This is a genomic window from Noviherbaspirillum aerium (genome assembly GCF_008929045.1).
GTDB classification, from domain to species: domain Bacteria; phylum Pseudomonadota; class Gammaproteobacteria; order Burkholderiales; family Burkholderiaceae_D; genus Noviherbaspirillum; species Noviherbaspirillum aerium.
The window spans coordinates 143,116-162,166 of sequence record NZ_VFAH01000007.1 but is presented as its reverse complement, the minus strand read 5'-3'; the positions used below and the strand labels follow the sequence as shown (position 1 = coordinate 162,166).

Sequence of the window (19,051 nt, the reverse complement as noted above, 5' to 3'; positions counted from 1 at the left end):
ACGGTAATGCGGCAATCCATTGATGCGGCAACCTGCCGGCGCATGTGCCGGCATGAATGCTGAACGCGCTGCTGCCTACCCTGATCAGAAGTCGAATTGCGCCGACACCCGGAAGGTACGCGGCGCTCCCGGGAAAAGATAACCGCCGAGCGACTGCGTCACATCCCTCCAGTAGAACTTGTCGGCGACGTTATCAATACTCGCACGCAGCGTGGTTGCCATGCCGCCGACACGTGTGGAATAGCGTGCGCCGATATTGAACAGATGATATCCGGGCACCGTCACGCTGTTGTCGGGACTGAAGGCCTTGCTGCCCGCATACTGCCAGCTGCCGTTCAGGGCAAGTCCGGTCAGCTGCGGCACCGCGTAATCGAGATGGACGATCGACTTGAACCTGGGGACGTTGGTCGTGCGCTTGCCGTCGAAGCTGGCCACACCTGTATTCTCCTGGCGTGTGTCCAGGGCCATCAGGCTGACGCCGACCGAAAGATTGCGTGTCGCCCGGCCCTGCGCTGACAACTCCAGGCCGCGATGCTCGGCGTCGCCATTGCGCACATAGGCGAAATCGGCATCGGTATACTCGAGCGGCTTGCGGATCTGGAACAATGCCGCAGCCAGCTGCCATTGGTCGGCGACGGCCATCTTGATGCCGAGTTCAATCTGTCTTGACTTGCTCGGGTCGAGCGCCTGGTTGGCGTTGGCGGCAAACAGCGGCGCCACGCCTCCATGTTCCAGGCCCTGGGCATAGGAGGCATACGCCGTCCAATCCGTGCGCGGCGAGTAGGCCAGCGCCACATTCGGCAGGAAGTAGCCCTGGTCGTGCCGGCTCACGCGTGCTCCGGCCGGGTCGTACTGATCACGTTCGATATGTGTATAACGCACGCCGGCATGCAGTTTCACGGCTTCGGACAGGCTGATGATGTCATTGGCGAACAGTGAATGTTCATCACCGCTGCGGCGCAGACGCACCGTACCCGTCCTGATGGCCGATGGCGCTACCGCCACCGGAGCATAGAGATTGCTGGTGCCGTTCGATGCCGACCCGAGGCAATCAGCCGTTCCGTATACGCAGTCGCCGAAATCATCGCGCCGGCGCAGCGTTGAAACGCCGACGGTTGCCGCATGCGCCAGGGCACCTGTGGCGAAACGGCCTTGCAGCATCGCCTGGGTGGCGAGCAGCGACTTGGCTTCATCTTCGCTCTGGTAATCGTAGACATCATAATCGCCGTTCGCACAGAAGCCAAAGAACAAGCCTCCCGCGGCGCAGCCGAAGGGAAAGGCGGCGAAGTCATCGCGGCGGAAGGAATGCCGGTTGACCGCGACCGATCCATTCCAGTCCGCATTGAACTGGTAATCCAGGCGCAGTCCGACGTTGGCGCTGTCGGTCTTCACCGGCCGGCTCCATGGCTGGTTGTTGAGGTTGGTGCGCGGCGAAACGCCGGTGGGAAGATCGGTGCCGTTGATCAGCTGGAAGCCCGGCACCGAGAGTTGGGACTTGTGCTGATAGTCGAGATCGAGTTGCAGCAGCGCTTGCGGCGTCAGGCGCCAGTCGAAGGCGCCAGAAACGAATTGGCGTTCGCCATCGGCACCGCGCACGTAGGAGCGAAGTTTCTCCGCGGCGGCATTGATGCGATATCCAAAGCGCCGGTCGTCGAAGCGTCCGCCGAGATCGATTGCGCCATACAGCGTGCCCCGCTCCCGCGCTTCAAGCGTGACAGTCCGCAGCGTCTCCGCGGTTGGCCGCTTGGTGACATAGTTGGCGATGCCGCCGGGCGTGGCGATGCCGGCCTGCAAGCCGGCCAGCCCCTTCAACACTTCGATGCGTTCCTTGTTTTCCAGGGGAATGGAAGCATCGGCGGCAATTTCCATTCCATCCTTGCGGTAACTCGAGGCGTTATCCAGGTTGAAACCGCGGATGGAAAACTGCTCGGCATAGCCTATCGCGTTATAGGCTTCGTTCAGGCTGGCATCGAGCCTCAGGAGATCGGTCGTCTGGCGAATGCCACGTTCCTGCATCTCTTGCCGGGTGATGACGCTTACGGCCGCAGGTGTCGCTTGAAGAGGCACTTGGCCGAAGCTGCCGATGCCGGCGGAATCGGCAGCTTCGCCGGACATCCTCGAAGCGGAAACGGAAACGGGAGGCAGCACCTGCTCGGCATTGCCGGGCTGCTGGTTCTGGGCAAGTGCGGAACCTGCAAGCGCCTGCATTGCGGTGAGAAGTACGATCGCGTGGGGGGTATGCGAAATGGTCATTGTTTGCTCGGTGAAGATGATGGCCGATCCGGTCCGGCGCAGGAGCAAACAAGAGCATCAGCTTTGCGCTTCCCTACGCTGGCATTATCCAGATCAGGTACGGAGGGTTTATCTCACCCGAAGAATGTTCATTCCTTCAGGACCCCTAGCGTGGGCTGAATGCTATCACGAGCGCGTATCTTTAGTCTGCCCTTGCAGCAATACCTGGTGACCGACTTTCACTCGGAACAACCTTCAGCTGTATGTTCCAAGAAGATTTGGTGCCTGGCTGACTATATGTATCGGTTTTAATCGCCTCGATTTCGATGAGCGCTGGCTCACATGTTCACGCATTCGATCAATTTCTTTTAATAAATAGCAAAATTAGTTAAGACTTATCTTGTGTTTTAAAGTACCTTATTAAAAGTTTTGTTAAAGTTAATGTATTCGCCTGAGCAGGCTTTGCAACGCAGCCCGAATGCGCAAAAATAGCCATCTCGCAGTGCTCGGGGCAGTTGAACTCATGCGAAGACGGCCATGAACATCCTAGGAGGAGTAGAAAATGTCAAATCTCAAGTCTGCCGAACAGGCAATACAAGCCGAACTCGATCACGCCAGGCAAGGCCTTGCCTATTACCAGTCGAAGGTAGAGGCTCTTGAGGATGCGCTTGCCAAGGTGCATAGCGTGCAAACCGTATTGAACGAAGACGGCAATGCTCCCGTCGCCACCAAGACCAGGCGGTCATCCGCCGCGGCACCGAAAAGCCAGGGCAAGCGCCGCACTCAGCCGGCAAGCGCAGGCGGTGCCGACAAGCTGCCGTCCACGGGCAAGGATTTCTGGCCCAGCCTGCTTACCGACGACCCGCAGTCTCCCGCTGAAATTCTCTCGGCGGCCATCAAGGCGCTTGGCATTTCCCCTTCTGCGGACCAGACCAAGAAGCTTTCGCAGCGTCAGGCAAATGCATTGAGCGTAATGGCCAAAAGCGGCGATATCAGCACCGTCGGTGATGGCCGGTCCCGCCGCTATTTCAGGAAAGACAGCAGCCGCGCAGCATAAAACCGGACATGGCTATTTGAGCACTCCGAGCTCCACCCTGCCCTTGCTGTTGTAACGCTGATCGGCCAACGCCTGCTGCTCATTCTTGATACGGATGGCAAGGTCGGTCAGTTCATAATCCGATGGCTTTTCCCAGCCGTCCTCCCAAATCGCGTTGCCCAGAAATTTAAGAAACACGGGTCTGACGATCTGGCTGGCGATGCCTTTGGTCTGGAACGCCTTGCGAATGGCGCCGCTTGCCGGAAGACTTTCCTGCTCGAACCTGGAAATCCACTGCGCCTGATCTGTCTCGGGCATTTCCTGAAACATCTCGTTGAGCTGGGCACGTTTCATCGCCATGAACTGCTCTATCAGTTTCAAGCGCTCCGCCTTGGTATCGTAGACCTTGCGTGCCGGAGCAGCGGCCGGCTTTTCGGCGCCAAACTGGCCGGACTGTAAAATCGCAGTGAGATATTTTTCGGGTGTACGGACAGGCTCCATGTCGGAGCGGCGATGACGTCCGTTCATGACTTCAATCGCATCGTCGATCGGCTTCGCGCCATAGCGCAGCAAGAGTTTTTCCGCCCTGTCTTGCGGAATGCCGGCACGAATCATGTTGCCGATGGTTTTTAGATCCACCGGCTCGATCGGACGTTCCGCCGGGGCCAGTTGCGGATGCTTGCGCTTGACCCGGAACTGCAGATCCTGTACCGAACGACCGCTCTTGTGTTCAATGAGCTCGATTTCGAGATCGGTTACTTCATTGACCTTCTTCACTGCTTTTTTCACCACGTCGCGGTTGAATATCTTGTATTCCTGATAGGCGCTGGCCGGACTGTCCGGAGTACCGGTCAGAACCGGCCGCCACCAGGACCATGCCTGCCGCGCCGTCAAGCCTCCCGGATTGTCAGCGTAACGGCAGCAGATTTCGTAAAGCACCAGTGAAGCCATGGTGTTGAGCGCTGCCAACACCTGGAGCGACATCTTGGCAAAGCGCTGGGGATCCAGCAGTTCCTGCTTGATGTTGGGGGCGTAACTCCATTCCAGTGTCAATTCGTTGCCGCGCTGTATCAGGTCGGCGTGTGCAATCAGTGCGGAAATACTCCAGCGCGCACCCTCCCCGGTGGTTGGGGATTGCCATTCCACGCCTGTGGTCGCCATTTGCCGGAAGTACTGTTTGATGACTTCCGTGTTGTTGGAGTTGAAATCGATCCCGATGGCGATTTCGGACAGGCGTGCACGGTAACGCTCCTTCTCCACCCCTTGCCGCTGCGCATACTGCAGCATCACGTTATAGATCTTGCGTGCGGTTACCGTGATCTTTTCGGATTTTGGAACGATGGCGAGGGTATTGACCGGCTTGCGCAAAAGGTAATCGTGTTCGCCAGTCTTTTTGGCGTTGCGCGTGCGCCGGGTTGTCGTTGCGTTGTCGGCCATCGTCGTGAGGGAAATGGAAACTCTGCAAGAGTCTATAGTGAGCCTAAAGGAAAAGCAAACTCACCTTTCTGCGCGCGGTTAAATTTTATTAAAAAATGAGGTGAGTCGACGCTTTTCTACGACTCCCAAAAATTCTCACCTTTCCATCCGTCCGCCAGCGCGAAGACTTTGCCCCGCAGAATTTGCATTCGTCCCCATATCCACTCACTCATTGCCCCAAAAGCTCTCACCATGATTCCTATTTGTTTTCACCTCAGCTCCCAAATTCACTCACCTCACCCCCCAAAAGCTCTCACCGAAACTGATATAAGCCATTGATATATAAAGACTTTTACGACCCTATAGATGTTAAAGAGATGTTAGGATTTTTATTATTTTTAGCGCCATGAACGGATATAGCATTCAATTCATCACACATTACTCATGATTTTTACGATTTTCGGGAATTTTTTAAAAAATCGAATAATGTCTTGTTAGTGGAAAATAAGTCTTTGTCGTAAAATGTAGTTTTCTTGGCGAACCAACAGGGATTCTATGATTTCACCGAACGTAAATAGTCCGCAGAAAATACATATCAGCGATATTGTGGAACAGGCAGAGCGAGCAGCGCAGATGGTGAACCAGATCCGGTCGCGCATGCTCGCTCCGAATACGATCAAGAATCCGCCTGTATTTTCGCTGACGCAGTTGGCCAGCTTGTGCGGAATTGATAAAGGGCAGGTCGCTTATCGTATCAGCAAAGGGGATCTACCCGCCGGCCAGCTCAATGATAAAGGTTCTCGCCGGGAGTTTTCCTTGCTCGAAGCTCGTGTTTGGGTCCAGCAATACCGGGCGGCCTACCTACGGCCTGAAGGTGCGCGTGCGATCACGCTTGCCATCGGTAATTTCAAGGGCGGTGTCAGCAAGACGACCACGGCAATGGTGATGGCACAAGGCCTGAGCTTGCGTGGACACAAAGTACTTGTCGTGGATGCTGATCCGCAGGGTTCCCTCACTACTCTCTTCGGGATCATGCCGGACACCGAAGTCAATGAAAACCAGACCATTGCTCCGCTGGTGTATGGCGATACAACGTCGATCCGGCCTTCCATTCAGTCGACGTATTGGGACGGCATCGATCTGGTGGCGGCATCTTCCAGTCTCTTTTCGGCGGAATTCGTTCTGCCTTCCCGACAGATGAAAGATCCCGAATTCCAGTTCTGGGACGTACTGAATCTGGGACTGGAAGATGTACGTGACGACTATGATGTCATCATCATCGATACCCCGCCTTCCCTGTCCTACGTCACGATCAACGCATTCATGGCAGCAGACGGACTGATGGTTCCGCTTCCCCCCAATGCACTCGACTTTGCGAGCTCTGCCCAGTTCTGGAGCCTGTTCAGCGATTTGGCATCGAATCTGGTTGAGAGTGCGGGTATCAGCAAGACCTTCGATTTTATTCACGTATTACTGGCACGCGTCGACTCTGCGGATGTCGCCAGCGACGTGGTTCGTTCCTGGATATCGGCCACGTATGCGGAGAAGGTGCTGCCGGTGGAGATTCCAAAAACAGCGGTGACTTCTTCCAGTTCAGCGGAATTTGGCACTGTTTATGACATCAGTCGATACGATGGCAGTATGAAAACGTACAGTAGGGCGCGGGACGCATATGACCGCGTGAATGACTTGGTCGAGGTTTCGATCAGGAACTCATGGATGGCACAGTTGGATTAAGGAGAGGCATGATGTCAATCAAGGACCGGCTTGCAAAGAAAACAGAAGGTCTTCTTGTTCCTAATAAGAGCGAGGCTGCGCCGGGTACTGCGCCGTTGCGTACCGGCCCGGGCCAGATGCTGATGGTGAACTCTCTCATGAAAGAGAGTAATGAGAAGTTGGCGGTACTTGAAGCTCGCCTGAAGGAATATGAAGGTACCCTCCCAGTGCGCCTTATTGAAGCGGATAAAATCCAGGCTTCGCGTTGGGCCAATCGAGATCTGCGCAGCTATGAACACGCCGACTTCTCTGCGTTGAAGGAAGAAATTCGTAGTGCGGGCGGCAATGTGCAGCCTATCAAGGTACGCCCTCTTGCGGATAGTCCTGACCGTTATGAAATTGTATTTGGTCATCGCAGGCATCAGGCCTGTCTGGAACTGGGGCTTCCGGTATTGGCGTTTGTAGAAGCGGTCAGTGATCAGGAGTTGTTCAAGGAGATGGAGCGCGAGAACCGTACTCGTGCTGATCTTTCTCCATGGGAGCAAGGGGTGATGTATCGGCGCGCCCTTAACGACCAACTATTCTCCTCGCAGGAACAGTTGGCGAGAGAAATTGGTGTCGATCCTGGCAATCTTAGCAAGGCGCTTCGTCTTGCAGACTTGCCCGAAGTCGTCGTTCAAGCATTTGCTTCTCCGCTCGACTTGCAATTCCGTTGGGCCAAGACCCTAAATGATGCTTTGCAAAGAGATCCGGACGGAGTTTTGGAGCGAGCAAGTGAGCTCGCAGCCAATAGGTCAGTCGCTCAGACGGCGAAAGAAGTGTTCGAAGTCCTTTCCGGTCAGTTTTCGAATTCGCCGAAAGAAGAGCTCATTGAAATGGACGGTGGCGCAGTGGCGAAGATTGTCACTAATCGGGGGCAGGTCTCGATCCATTTCAACAAAGGTGTTCTGAATAGCGCCCAGACAAAGCGGCTCGGTGAACTGATTAAAGGTTTTTTAGGCGCCTAGAAACTGTGCCAGTATTATCTGCATAGTTCCAAAGGGGTTGTACCGTACAACCCCTTTTTCTTTTCCATCGTGTCCCTCTTGCCTTGTACCGTACAATCCAGCTTCCAGGCGTTGGATATATCTTGAAGTTACGCTTCTGTTTGGGCAGACATTCCCTTCTTCATAATTCTCCACAACGGTTTTCGAACTTCTGTCTTCAAGCGAACTATTCCGCGTACTCAAAGACCATCATATCGCGCGTGGTGCGTGCTACTTGGGGCGAAACAGTGTTTAAGCGAAGCCGTGTTCACTAACCTTTCTTTTACAAAAGGTGGCGACAGGAGAAACGCATAATGGCCATCTGGAAATACAGTCGAGACGCTCCCAAATCTTCTCACCTGAAAAATCGCACGACAATTTCCTATCCATACATCACCTGACGAAACCTATCCAAACACACGTACCTGTGCCCATTTCACCCCCGATGTCTCGTTTTAAGTACTTTTCAACGCTTGATTGGTACGTTGGTTCCATAGGCAACGCATACAAAGATGCTTAGTTGGAGCTAGGTGGGCTCGTTGCGAGAGCGCTTTCGTCCTCACCGGTCTAGCCGAGGCGGATTACTGCTCAAGTAAGGCGCGACATCACGACATGGCCCAGCCATGGCAAGGAGTTGCAGCACAGGCCGGTGGAATTTGTCCGGGGTCATAGGTGGGTCAGGGTGAGGCCAATCTATCATTGTCCATCATGTATCGAGTTTCCCGCTCGCATCAACCAAAGCGATTTTGAGCTTCCCAGACAGGACCTATTCCCTAAACATACTGATGCTGCCAGAAATCTTCTGGCACTCCTGCGCTAGATCGATATAGGGCGTGATGCATGATATTCCCGAAATGCGCCAGGCTCGCCATTTCGCCATGTCGCATCTAGTACCGCCTAGCAGTGACATGTCCTCCGGATCAGCCACGCCAGACCGCCTAGCGCTGAGCATTGTCTTGGCAACCGCAAAGTTCAGTCTAGTCCATCAAACCATCATTCAGATGTCTAGCTTTCCTATTCTCTTGACTTCGCAAACGAAAGATCCTTTCCTGCGGCGGAGCCTACTAAAAGGGATTGCGATGTTCAACGCGATGCTTGGAAAGAATATCCGGAGGGTGTTAATCGAGCCAAATGGACCCATGCTCCGAATATATCTTGCAAAAAAGAAGACTCAAGAAAGCTCCCAAAACTTCTCACCTTTGTTGCACAAGTGCTAGACAGTCATTTATTGCTGCCTTACCAATCGACTTTCCTGAGTATGCCAACGAATTTCCGGTGAACAAAAAGGCCGTCTGGAATGCCTCGCATCAAAAGCAAGGCTGATGCTGTTGCCTGTGCCATAACTGCGGCATACCGATCTAGCTGTTCCCTCGTCTAAATGAGATGGCATCCATTGGAAGGTGTTGCTTACCTTTAATAATTACTTCGTGGAAGGCACCCAGACAGTTAGCACACCGTTCATCACAAACGCGATCCAGACCATACAACAGGTTATCTCAGATGGCTTGGCGTATTTTCGTCGTAATCGGATGAAGGATCTTGAAAGGTTTGCCTCCGGTACTGCGAGTAGGAATGGTCACTTCTCTTAGGCATACCAGTGTGCCGCGCTTGCGCTTGCTCTTAACACGCGTTGTTTCTCGGACAAAGTCGGCTTCGTTTAATGCAGTCAAGGCATAAATGCATTGCGAAGGTGAGAGTTTGCTGTAGACCCTGGTGTTACAACGAGTATCAGGCGTTGAACTAGATCATGCCGCGTGTCCCCGTTCGCAATGTTGTAGTAGAGCCCGCACAATTAACACAAGCAAGCTTTTTATCAGATCAGTCAAAACCAGATGTGTCGAGGTGAGCTAGTGGTGTGAGTTGGAAATTTGTTGAAAGCAAATGTGGCGAAATCATGTTGAGACAAGGAAAAAGCACAGCTGGGCCGCGCCTTATCATTCGTTGCGCGCATTGTTGACGCCGTATCGGCATGATTCTCGTCCACCATTTGATCAACAAATTTTCAACTCGCACCACTAGTCTGAGGACTCAAATCGCCTATCCGTACTGCTTCTCGTTTTGGTGTGAAATCTCAAGGCGCGGGTAAACTCAATGTGACTCACCACCATCGTCGCAGTGCTTGCTGTGAAGATGTAAGTAGAAATTTTCAGCCTAGGACATTTGATAGGCTGCGTGACGTTCTGCTGCCATGCTATGCAGCTGGCCTTAGCGAGCATCGACCGGTGGACAAGGTGAATGCCTTCCCCTAATTGCAACGACATACGGGCAGCATTCCCCGACGATGGAGTTTAAGGCTTGTGAGGGTTAATACAGCTTGCCTTCTCGATTGTTCTGCTGCAGACGGGTATATGAAAGTGTTTTCTCCATGCTGAATTCACATTTTCGGAACGCAGCTACTTGTACCGTACAACCTTCCTTACTGAACGGGATTGTCTTTCACATACTCCACACCCTTTTCAACCTCCCAAAACTTCTCACCTTAGTTCATGCATGGGAATTAAAACGTCACGTACAGGTTACGATGCTGTCTGAAACATCTATCGGAAAAGCGCTGCTGAGAGGTGAGCGCCTTGGCGCCGAGAGTGCTGGAGCGCTTTCGCCCTGACTGTGCTGGGGTGCAAGGATGTTTTACCCGCAGCACGGCGTTATACCAGCTTGCCATGGTAAGGAGGCACTGAGCTAGTCATGTCGCGTTACCACATCTTGTTCTGCACGCAGAATCCGACCGCTTCGCCTAAACGAGTCAGGCAGAAAGCACTCTAGGCCGACATTCCATAAATTTGATCCGATGTCACGGATTTACATCCAAAATCTGGTCGACAACCGCAAATCTGCAAGCAGTGGCATCCTGAATGCAATGAATCATTGCATCCAGTATTTGTTGTTCTCCATTTTTTCGGCAAACGAACCATTACGGCAAACGCGCTTTGGTCCAGGCTGTGTTTGCGTAGCTCAAGTGTTCCAGCCCTATCTACGTTCCTCTATGGACTGTCTGCGTGTGCGCCCCTCCGCCTTACGGTGCAACTGCGAACCGTGATGCCTGGCAAATGCAGCGTGCGTAGGCTGACTCCGCTGAGAGTAATGGCGCCTGCCGCATATGCCACACACCCTGCCAAGCAAGTGGATCGTAGCTAGAAGCAGCGGAAAGATGGGGTACTGAACGAAATCCTGAAGGTAAATACTTGAAAACAAAGGAAAAGCACTAAACATAGTCAAGAAAGCTGTCCGGTTGCAACAATTTTCACGATCAATGATAATGACCGTCGCCGGTATGGCACTCAAGATTTAACCTATCATGGCAATTCAAGATGCGGCACCCGCTGCGGTGCCGGTGAAGACAGCACACTCCCTCGCGGCCCTTGTTCAGGGAGCGACAGCACGCCGTCTGCATATCGGCCATTTTGCGTTCATGCGCGCTGTCGTGCAGGGCCTGGATACGCGGGAGAGCTGGAACCGTTATTTAAGGGTGGAAGGAGAACATGACGACATCCGTAATGTGAACCGTACCATCCAGTGGATCAGGGATGAGTTTGCAGCTGCTGCACGGCGAAGCGAACGGCATGGACTGGCGCGCCTGATTCGGATCGATCCCAACCGCATCGAAGATAAAACGGAAAGACTTCCGACCCTCGAGGAACATGCCCTCGAATACGGATTGGAAGATTTTTCACAAGCAGAGCAGATAGAGCACTACCAGAGCCAATATGGCAAACTGCGGGCACCCCAGTCACGTCGCAGGCGACTGATCAGCAAGCAGCTTGAAGCCCTACACTGGCTCGAGGCCCTTGCCGTACAGCCTCCGCTTGCCAATGATCCCGTCTCAGCATGGTTCAACCCCGACCTGGCGCGTCGGCTGGATGCCGCCGGACTTTCCACCTTGCGCTTGCTGATCGAGCGAATCAATGGCGTGGGATTCCGTTGGTGGGTGACCGTGAAAGCGATCGGGAAAGGCAAGGCCGATCGTATCGTTGCGTGGCTGCGGGCGCATGAACACAGCATCGGCATGGCGCCCGGAGACCATGTCGACACGCCGCGCGCGGCACTGAGCCGACATCAGCTTGCCCAGGTCGTTCCTGCCGCAACGGCTGTTGTCCCTATCGAAAAACTGATCATTCCAGGCCATCTTGACGGTTCTTCCGGGACGCATCGTCTTCCGCAGGAGCAGTGTGCCATCGCTGCGGTGAACGATGTCGAAGCCATCTTTTGCTGGATACATGCCAAGGGAGGTTCCAAAGGGCCGACACGGACCCAAGCGAAAAAGCTTACGCATACCCAGCGTTCCTATCTGAGGGAAGCAGAACGTTTTCTGCTCTGGGCCATCATGCAGCGACGGATCGCGCTCTCCTCCATGGAGCGGCGAGACTGTCAAAGCTACCTCGAATTCATCGCAGATCCCGTACCGGCCGAGATATGGTGCGGAAAGCGCGGGCGGGAAAAGTGGAGTCCGTTATGGCGTCCATTTGAAGGCCCCCTCTCTCCTGCGGCACGTCGCCATGCGTCCACGGTACTCAAGAGTCTCTACGCTTACCTGGTCGAACAGCGCTATCTCGATGCCAATCCCTGGCTTGGGGTGTCCGCTGCATCACGGGAAACCGTCACGGCAACTGCCAAGCCAGCAGAAAAGTCCTTGACGCCGGAACAGTGGAACTACCTGTGGCGGGAGGCGGCAAGCCTGCCGGACAGCTCGGCCAACCGGCGCCTGCGGCTTGCATTGAAACTGATTGAACTGACCGGTTTGCGACTTGCCGATGTCGTGACCTGCCGCGTCGATACATTATGTCGACCGGCAGCCGAAGGTGAACCTGGCACCGCCGGCTGGCAACTTGTGTTCGACAAGTCTGGCATCCGGCAAAGATTCGATATGGATGACGTTTTCATGCAGTTGGTGTCGGATTACCTCGCATCCCGCGGACTTCATCCGGACCCCATGGAGCCGTCAAATCATGGGGTATTCCTGATCGGTACGGCAACCGATATATCGGAGCGGGCGCCTTGGAGTCCTTTACGCCTGCAAAGGCTCGATCCAAGGGCGGGTATCTCGCCGGGCACCCTGTATGGGCAGCTGAAATCATTCTTCGAACGGTGCGCTGCCACTCATGACGGGAACGGGCCAAACGTATTTGTTGCAGCAAGTACTGAATGGCTCCGTCATATCAGACCCGATTCCTTGTCTTAACAGGATGGCACAGATCCCATTGATTCCGTCGCTCGATCCTTCAAAAAGGAAAATCAGCAGGGCATCCCTGCAATAATTGCGGTTAGTTCACTTGTTTAAAACTGATTTGTATTCTCGATAAGACCAGACCGCAGCCGGTTTTCCGTTGTATGAACCGCAGCAATGCCTTCCCGTGCACATTCCACGACAACAAGCGCAACCGCAGCCCGACAAGGAAGTCCAAGCCAGATCAGGCAATGGCTTGCAGATCAGGGTACAGTTGAAGTTTCCGAAGTCGTCTGCACATGCAACTGAACATAATGGCGCACGTCAGCCGGAACTGGGCTGTATTACCGTTCACTCATTCCTATCGATCCGGAATTTATCTCCCCCATCTCAAGCCGCATTTACGATGACATTTCAAAAACTCCGCACCCGTCACATTCCTGCCATGCAAGCCGAGGTTCAGGAATATGAAGATACTGATACCGGCGCACGACACATTCACCTCGCCACAGACGATGCGGAAATGGTGTTCCTGGTGGGTTTTCCCACCGTCCCGGACGTCAGCGACGGGCGCGCGCACATTCTCGAGCATCTCGCCTTGTGCGGCAGCGACCGGTATCCGGTACGCGATCCCTTCTTTGCCATGTCGCGCCGCTCGATTGCGCATTTCATGAATGCGATGACCTATCCGGACAAGACGGTATATCCCTTTGCCAGTACCGACAGGACCGATTTCTTCAACCTGCTTGATGTCTACCTCGACGCGGCCTTCTTTCCGCGGCTTGACTATCTCGACTTCCTGCAGGAGGGATGGCGTCTCTCGCTCGAGGGAGACAAGCTGTCTTACCAGGGTATCGTGTTCAACGAAATGAAAGGCGCCTTCGCCGATCCGATACGGGCGCTCGACAGCGGCATCAGTGCGCAGCTCATGCGCAATACGACTTATGCCGTCGAATCGGGAGGCGATCCTCTTGTCATTCCGGAGCTGACCCATGCGGCGCTCAAGGAATTTCATGCCTCGCACTACCATCCGTCGCAAGCGGTCTTCATGACTGCGGGCAGCGTGGATCCGCTGGAAGTGCAAGCACAGATCCAGGAACGCGTGCTGTCGCGCCTGTCGGGCCGCAGCCCTCGCCTGCAGCCCGAACGTGCCGTCACCTGGAGCGCACCCGAGCAGACGCGCATCGAGATACCGGCCCGCGAGCATGGCGTGCAAGTCGCCTGGCTGCTTGGCGATGCAGTAGACCCGCTGAGCTACTACCGCGCCGAATTGCTCGAGGCCGGCCTGCTCGGCAATTCCGCCTCGCCGCTGACGCGGGCGATGGAGTCCGCCGGATACGGCCGGCCGTCCGCGCTGAACGGCACCGATGCGGGCGGCCGGCAGATGGTTTTCCATCTCGGCATGGAAGGATTGACCGCGGCGCAGGTCGGCAAGGCACGCGACCGCATCTGGAGCGCGCTTGAAGAGGCGGCCAGCGAAGGCGTTCCGCAGGCGATTCTCGACGCCACCCTGCGCGACATCCGGTTCCGCCAGCGGGAAATCACCGGCGGTTCGACACCTCACCTGCTCAGGCAACTGCTGCGCGCCATGCCGCATGAAATGTACGGCGGCGACATCATGAATGCGTTTGACAGCGAAGCAGTGCTGGAGCAACTGCAGAAGGATATCGCCGACCCGGCTTTCTTCAAGGGCCTGGTGCGTGAACTCATTGACAATCCGACACGTCTGGACGCACAGATCGTACCCGACCCGGAGTACTTCCAGAAGCGCAAGCGCATCGAAGACGAGCGCCTGTCGGCGCTGCAGTCCGGCATGTCCGAGTCGGAAAAGGAGCGCATCCGCGCGGAATCCGCAGCCCTGCTTGAACGCCAGCGCCAGCCGGTCAACAACGACCTGCTGCCCCGCATCCGACCGCAGGACGTCAATCCGCAGCCGCATCCGATGCTGGCCCTGCCTGCCCCGGATGGCGGCATCGTCGTGACACCGATTGCATCCAATGGCATCGCCTATGCGCGCGTGCTGGCCGATGTATCGGGCATGCCCGAGGACACATGGCCGTGGCTGCAGTTGTACATCGAAGTGGTGCCCGAACTCGGCGTGGGCAGTATGTCTTACGAGGAGGCCGATGCGTGGCGCCATGCGCGGGTGCCCTTCTTCGACATCAACCTGCATGTGACCCAGTCGCAGCGCGCCGACCGCAGTCTGAACATGCATGTCGACTTCTACGCGAAGGGCCTGGCCGAGGAGCAGCAGGCAATTGCTGAGATCATTTCCGAATCCTTGCGCGCTCCCCGCTTCGACGAACTTGACCGCATTGCCTTCCTTGTCGACAGCAAGGTGCAGAACATGCGCGACAGCCTGGCCGATGAAGGCGATGACTATGCGCGCTATGCTTCATCCGCGCCTTTGTCCGCGCTGCGCCGCTTCGAGGATAGTGCCAAGGGCGTCGCCTCGCTCTCCTTCTTCCGCACGCTGCATGCGCAGCTGCAATCCGAGCAAGGACTGAAGGCCATCGCCAGCCGTCTGGCACAACTGCATCAGCAGATTCTCGGCGCGCCCCTGACCATCATGGCAGCCGGCGCGGCCGGGCAGAGCAGCGAGCTTGCACGTCAGATCCGCCTTCCGGAGGCGGCCCCGGCGCATCCTTCGAAAACGTCGGCATCGGCAACGCAGCCGGATGCGGCGATCAGCAATGCCGCCCTGCATGCGGATGCGCAGGTCAATCACTGCTTTGCAGTCTGGCAGGCGCCGACCCTGGCCGATCCCGATGCGGCCGCACTTGCCGTACTTGGCGAGTTGATGACCAATGTCGTGCTGCACCAGGCCTTGCGGGAGGAAGGGGGCGCCTATGGCGGAAATGCCTACTATTCCCCGGCGACCGGCACCTTTGCCATGACGTCTTATCGGGATCCCCGCCTGACGGCGACTTACCAGGATTTCGAAAGAGCGATCGCCTGGGTGATCGAGGCGGAGCTGAAGCGCGAAAACATCGAGGAAGCCATCATCTGCGTCATCCAGGGCCTCGACCGGCCTCGGTCACCTTACGGCGCCGTGATGTGGGCGTGGGAGCAGGCACAGCAGCGCATCGACCAAGATATGCGACAACGCTATCGCGAGGCCGTGCTGCAATGCAGCGAGGCAACACTCAAACAAGCCGCTGCGAAATGGTTGCATGGGCAACCCTACAGCCGGGCCGCATTTGTAGGCAATAAGGCACAGGATCTTGCCGGCCTTGAACTGGTTGAGCTGGCTGCCCTTGCGGAATAACAGCGAGCGGAAAGTAATATCATCAGATATAGGAGATGGTGATAACAGATATCACGAATGGAAAGCAGACATTTTTTGTGCACTGCACTAATCTTGGAACTGTCTCCTCCAACTCTCCTTGAATTGGATTCACCCGCAAGCCGAAAGGTCTGCGGGTTTTTTTTCGCCGTTAGCCTAGGTCGCTACGATCAAGCCGAAAGCTGGCCCGGCGCGGCCGCTGCCGCAATTCACGATTTTTCCAGCGAAGTCAGCGCCCCAACCCCGACAGCAGGGAGGCCTGGACAATTTCAATCCAGTACCCGTCCGGATCCTTGATGAAAGCGACATCCTTCATCTTCCCTTGCTCGGGACGTTTAACGAAAGCAACCTTGTTGTCGTCGAACCAGCGTACCGCCGCCGTCAGATCGGGGACGGAAAAGCAGATGTGCCCGAAACCCTGCGGCTGCGCATTGCCGTCGTGGTAGTGAAATTCGGGATCCTGTTCAGTACCCCAGTTATGCGTGAGTTCGAGAACGCCGCGCTGGCTGAACGTCCAGCTCGTACGTGCGCCCTCTTCTTCCGGGACCGCATCGGTGTCTTCGATACGCGCCAGGAAGTACAGTGAAAACTTCATTTCGGGAAAGTCCAGCTTGCGCAGAACACGCATGCCAAGCACGCGCGAATAGAAGTCCAGCGATACGGCCGGGTCTTTTACCCGCAGCATGCTATGGTTGAAAACGAAACCGCGCGTGGCGGCGGGCACTTCGGCGGCAACGCCGGGATGGTTTTCTGAATGGAAGCTCATGGTGGTCGGCAAGAAAAACAAATGAAAAGGGAAATATCGAAACGCAACAAGTTTCGCAGTCGGGTGCGCAGCTGTCCTGGATGAGCGGCGGCATATCGCGTCCTGTCCACGGCCCATCGCATGGTCGGCATTGAACCCGTGCGCAAGCCACGCATCCTAGCAAAAACACATGAAACACGAATGATGGCAAACAATTCCAGCAATAGCAGCAGCAACGATCATAACGACAGCGCCCAAGACGCGAACGCAAGCATCAAAGGCAACCACAATCCGGCCGGACACGACGATGCCGCAACCGTGCCGGCGCTCCATCCGCAGGCGGCCGATCGGCATGTGCAGGCGCTCGGCGCGGAAATCATGAAACTGGAAGGGCGCGTGATGGTGCGCTACGCCGGCACCGTCGATGCCGCCGGACTGCATGTTCCCTACGACCTCGTTCCCGGAGACGGCGTTCTCGCCAAGACCGGCAAGTGGCGCAACATGGGGCCGGATAAACAGTTGCAGCTGGTGCAGGAGCGGGTGACGCCCCTGGCCATCGAGAAATTGCACCGCACGGTCTGCCAGTTTGTTTCCCGTCTGGCAGAGGAAGCGCGCGATTACCGCCTTGATCCGATGACCTTCCTGCAGGCATTGGCGGTGAAGGAATCGTCGGTGCCATTCGACCAGGTCTTCGACCGCATCGAACAGCGCCTGGAGCATGCGATCGAACGGCAGCAGGAACAGATTCACGCCGAGCGCACCCGGGAAAGCATCAATCTCGCCGAATATCCAGCCTCCTTCGACATGGCGCGCCGCCTGCCGCGCCGTTTCATCGCGGTGCTCGGACCCACCAACAGCGGCAAGACGCATGAGGCGATGGAAGCGCTCGCCAGGGCAAAGACCGGCGTCTACCTGGCGCCGCTGCGTCTTCTCGCCCTGGAGAACTACGAGCGCCTTGCCGCGACCGAGCACAACGGCGAGCCGATCAAGGTCAGTCTCGTCACCGGTGAAGAACGGCGCCTGGTCGAAGGCGCGACCCATGTCGCCAGCACGGTGGAAATGCTCGATACCCAGACCCGTGTCGATGTCGCGGTAATCGATGAAATCCAGATGCTCGGCGACCGCGATCGCGGCGCGGCGTGGACCGCGGCAGTCTGCGGCGCGCCAGCCACCACCGTGTATCTGGTGGGTGCGCCGGAAGCGCGCAAAGCCATTGAAGCCCTGGCGCGGCGTCTCGACTGCCCCCTGGAAATCCGCTTGCTCAAGCGCAAGGCGCCGCTGGCCATGGAAGCCAATGCGGTGCGCAAGCTGCGCAACCTGCGGCGCGGCGATGCAGTGATTGCCTTCTCGAGGCGCGATGTGCTGATGTGGCGCGACCTCATTACCGAGACCGGGTTGTCGGTCGCCACCATCTACGGCAATCTGTCGCCGGAAGTGCGGCGCGCGCAGGCGGCCCGTTTTCGCGACGGCTCGGCCGATATCGTGGTCGGCACCGATGCCATCGCCATGGGGCTGAACCTGCCGATCCAGCGCGTGGTCATGACCACGTCAAGCAAGTACAACGGCTATGAAGAGGAAGAGCTGAGCGCCGCGCTTGCCAAGCAGATCGCCGGCAGGGCAGGGCGCTTCGGCGTGCATGAGGAAGGTTTTGTCGCCGGCTATGACGAGCAGACGCATTATGTGATGCGTTCATTGCTTCAGGAAAAGGTGCCACCGGTACCCGCCCTTGGCTTTTCGGTCGCGCCGACGCTGGAGCATCTCAACCGCATCGCCTCGGTGACCGGCGAGCAGGCCCTGTCCAAGCTGCTCAAGCGCTTCGAACACAATATCGATGTGCCGGACGGCTTCTTCACGCCGCGCATCACGGAGGAACAGTCGGAGCGTGCGCTGTGGCTCGATACCCTGCCGATGCCGCTGGCCGACAAGTTCACCTTGTCGCTGGTGCCGATCTCCTCGCGCATTCCGTTACTGCATGAAGCCTGGCAACAGTGGGCGCGTGCCGTGGCGCGCGGCAAGCCCAGCGCCCTGCCGTCGCAGCACATCACCGATCATCGACGCAACCTGCAGGAAGTCGAGGATGACTGCAAGCTGTATTCCGCCTATGCCTGGCTGAGCTATCGCAACCCGGAATTGTTTCCACACGGAGAAGAGGCGCAGCAGCGCGCCCGCGATGCCTCCGAGACGATCGACCGCATCCTGCAGTCCCAGAATGCGGCCATGCGCCGGCGTACACGCAACCGGGCAGCTTGAGCGGCGCCTGAGTGCGCCTGCACCATTGGGGCGCCCCGGATTCCTTCAAATTCGTGAGGTCACAGATAAGCCTGAAGGACTTTCTGCGGACAGGGCAAGTGTCGGCCTAAGAATCCGGCCTAAGAGTCCATAGCAGACAGGGCGATGAACTAGACCGGGAAACGACGCGCCCAGATTGAAAAGA

General features: G+C 56.4%; 9 protein-coding genes and 1 riboswitch. Of the genes, 6 read left to right on the top strand and 3 right to left on the bottom strand.

Annotation, left to right across the window (positions count from 1 at the left end):
- Positions 1-84: 84 nt before the first annotated feature.
- Complete coding sequence (locus tag FH061_RS12670; protein WP_151636191.1) at positions 85-2,253, bottom strand: TonB-dependent siderophore receptor; 2,169 nt, start codon at positions 2,251-2,253, stop codon at positions 85-87.
- 53 nt (positions 2,254-2,306) lie between these two features.
- Positions 2,307-2,410, bottom strand: a riboswitch (TPP riboswitch).
- Between the two features lie 384 nt (positions 2,411-2,794).
- Here FH061_RS12670 and FH061_RS12665 point away from each other — a divergent pair.
- Positions 2,795-3,289: a hypothetical protein gene (locus tag FH061_RS12665; protein ID WP_151636190.1), complete on the top strand. Its 495-nt coding sequence runs from the start codon at positions 2,795-2,797 to the stop codon at positions 3,287-3,289.
- A gap of 12 nt (positions 3,290-3,301) precedes the next feature.
- Here the strand turns inward: FH061_RS12665 and FH061_RS12660 are convergent, their stop codons facing one another.
- The gene (locus FH061_RS12660; RefSeq protein ID WP_151636189.1) at positions 3,302-4,705 is read right to left on the bottom strand and encodes a replication initiation protein; all 1,404 of its coding nucleotides are present in this window, start codon (positions 4,703-4,705) and stop codon (positions 3,302-3,304) included.
- Positions 4,706-5,239: 534 nt separating this feature from the next.
- Between FH061_RS12660 and FH061_RS12655 the strand changes: the two genes are divergently transcribed.
- From FH061_RS12655 to FH061_RS12640, 4 genes are all read left to right on the top strand, one after another.
- A complete protein-coding gene (locus tag FH061_RS12655) occupies positions 5,240-6,421 on the top strand; it encodes an AAA family ATPase (protein ID WP_151636188.1) in 1,182 nt (393 codons plus the stop codon).
- 8 nt (positions 6,422-6,429) lie between these two features.
- Positions 6,430-7,407, top strand: a complete 978-nt coding sequence (locus FH061_RS12650; protein WP_192805041.1) for a ParB/RepB/Spo0J family partition protein — start codon at positions 6,430-6,432, stop codon at positions 7,405-7,407.
- Between the two features lie 3,313 nt (positions 7,408-10,720).
- Complete coding sequence (locus FH061_RS12645; RefSeq protein ID WP_151636186.1) at positions 10,721-12,601, top strand: phage integrase family protein; 1,881 nt, start codon at positions 10,721-10,723, stop codon at positions 12,599-12,601.
- 391 nt (positions 12,602-12,992) lie between these two features.
- The gene (locus FH061_RS12640) at positions 12,993-15,854 is read left to right on the top strand and encodes an insulinase family protein (protein WP_151636185.1); all 2,862 of its coding nucleotides are present in this window, start codon (positions 12,993-12,995) and stop codon (positions 15,852-15,854) included.
- A gap of 247 nt (positions 15,855-16,101) precedes the next feature.
- On the opposite strand, the gene gloA is transcribed toward FH061_RS12640, so the two are convergent.
- Positions 16,102-16,638, bottom strand: a complete 537-nt coding sequence (gene gloA / locus FH061_RS12635; protein WP_151636184.1) for a lactoylglutathione lyase — start codon at positions 16,636-16,638, stop codon at positions 16,102-16,104.
- Positions 16,639-16,818: 180 nt separating this feature from the next.
- Here gloA and FH061_RS12630 point away from each other — a divergent pair, with 180 nt between their 5' ends.
- Positions 16,819-18,867, top strand: coding sequence for a helicase-related protein (locus FH061_RS12630; RefSeq protein ID WP_404822460.1), 2,049 nt, complete (start codon positions 16,819-16,821; stop codon positions 18,865-18,867).
- Positions 18,868-19,051 lie beyond the last annotated feature (184 nt).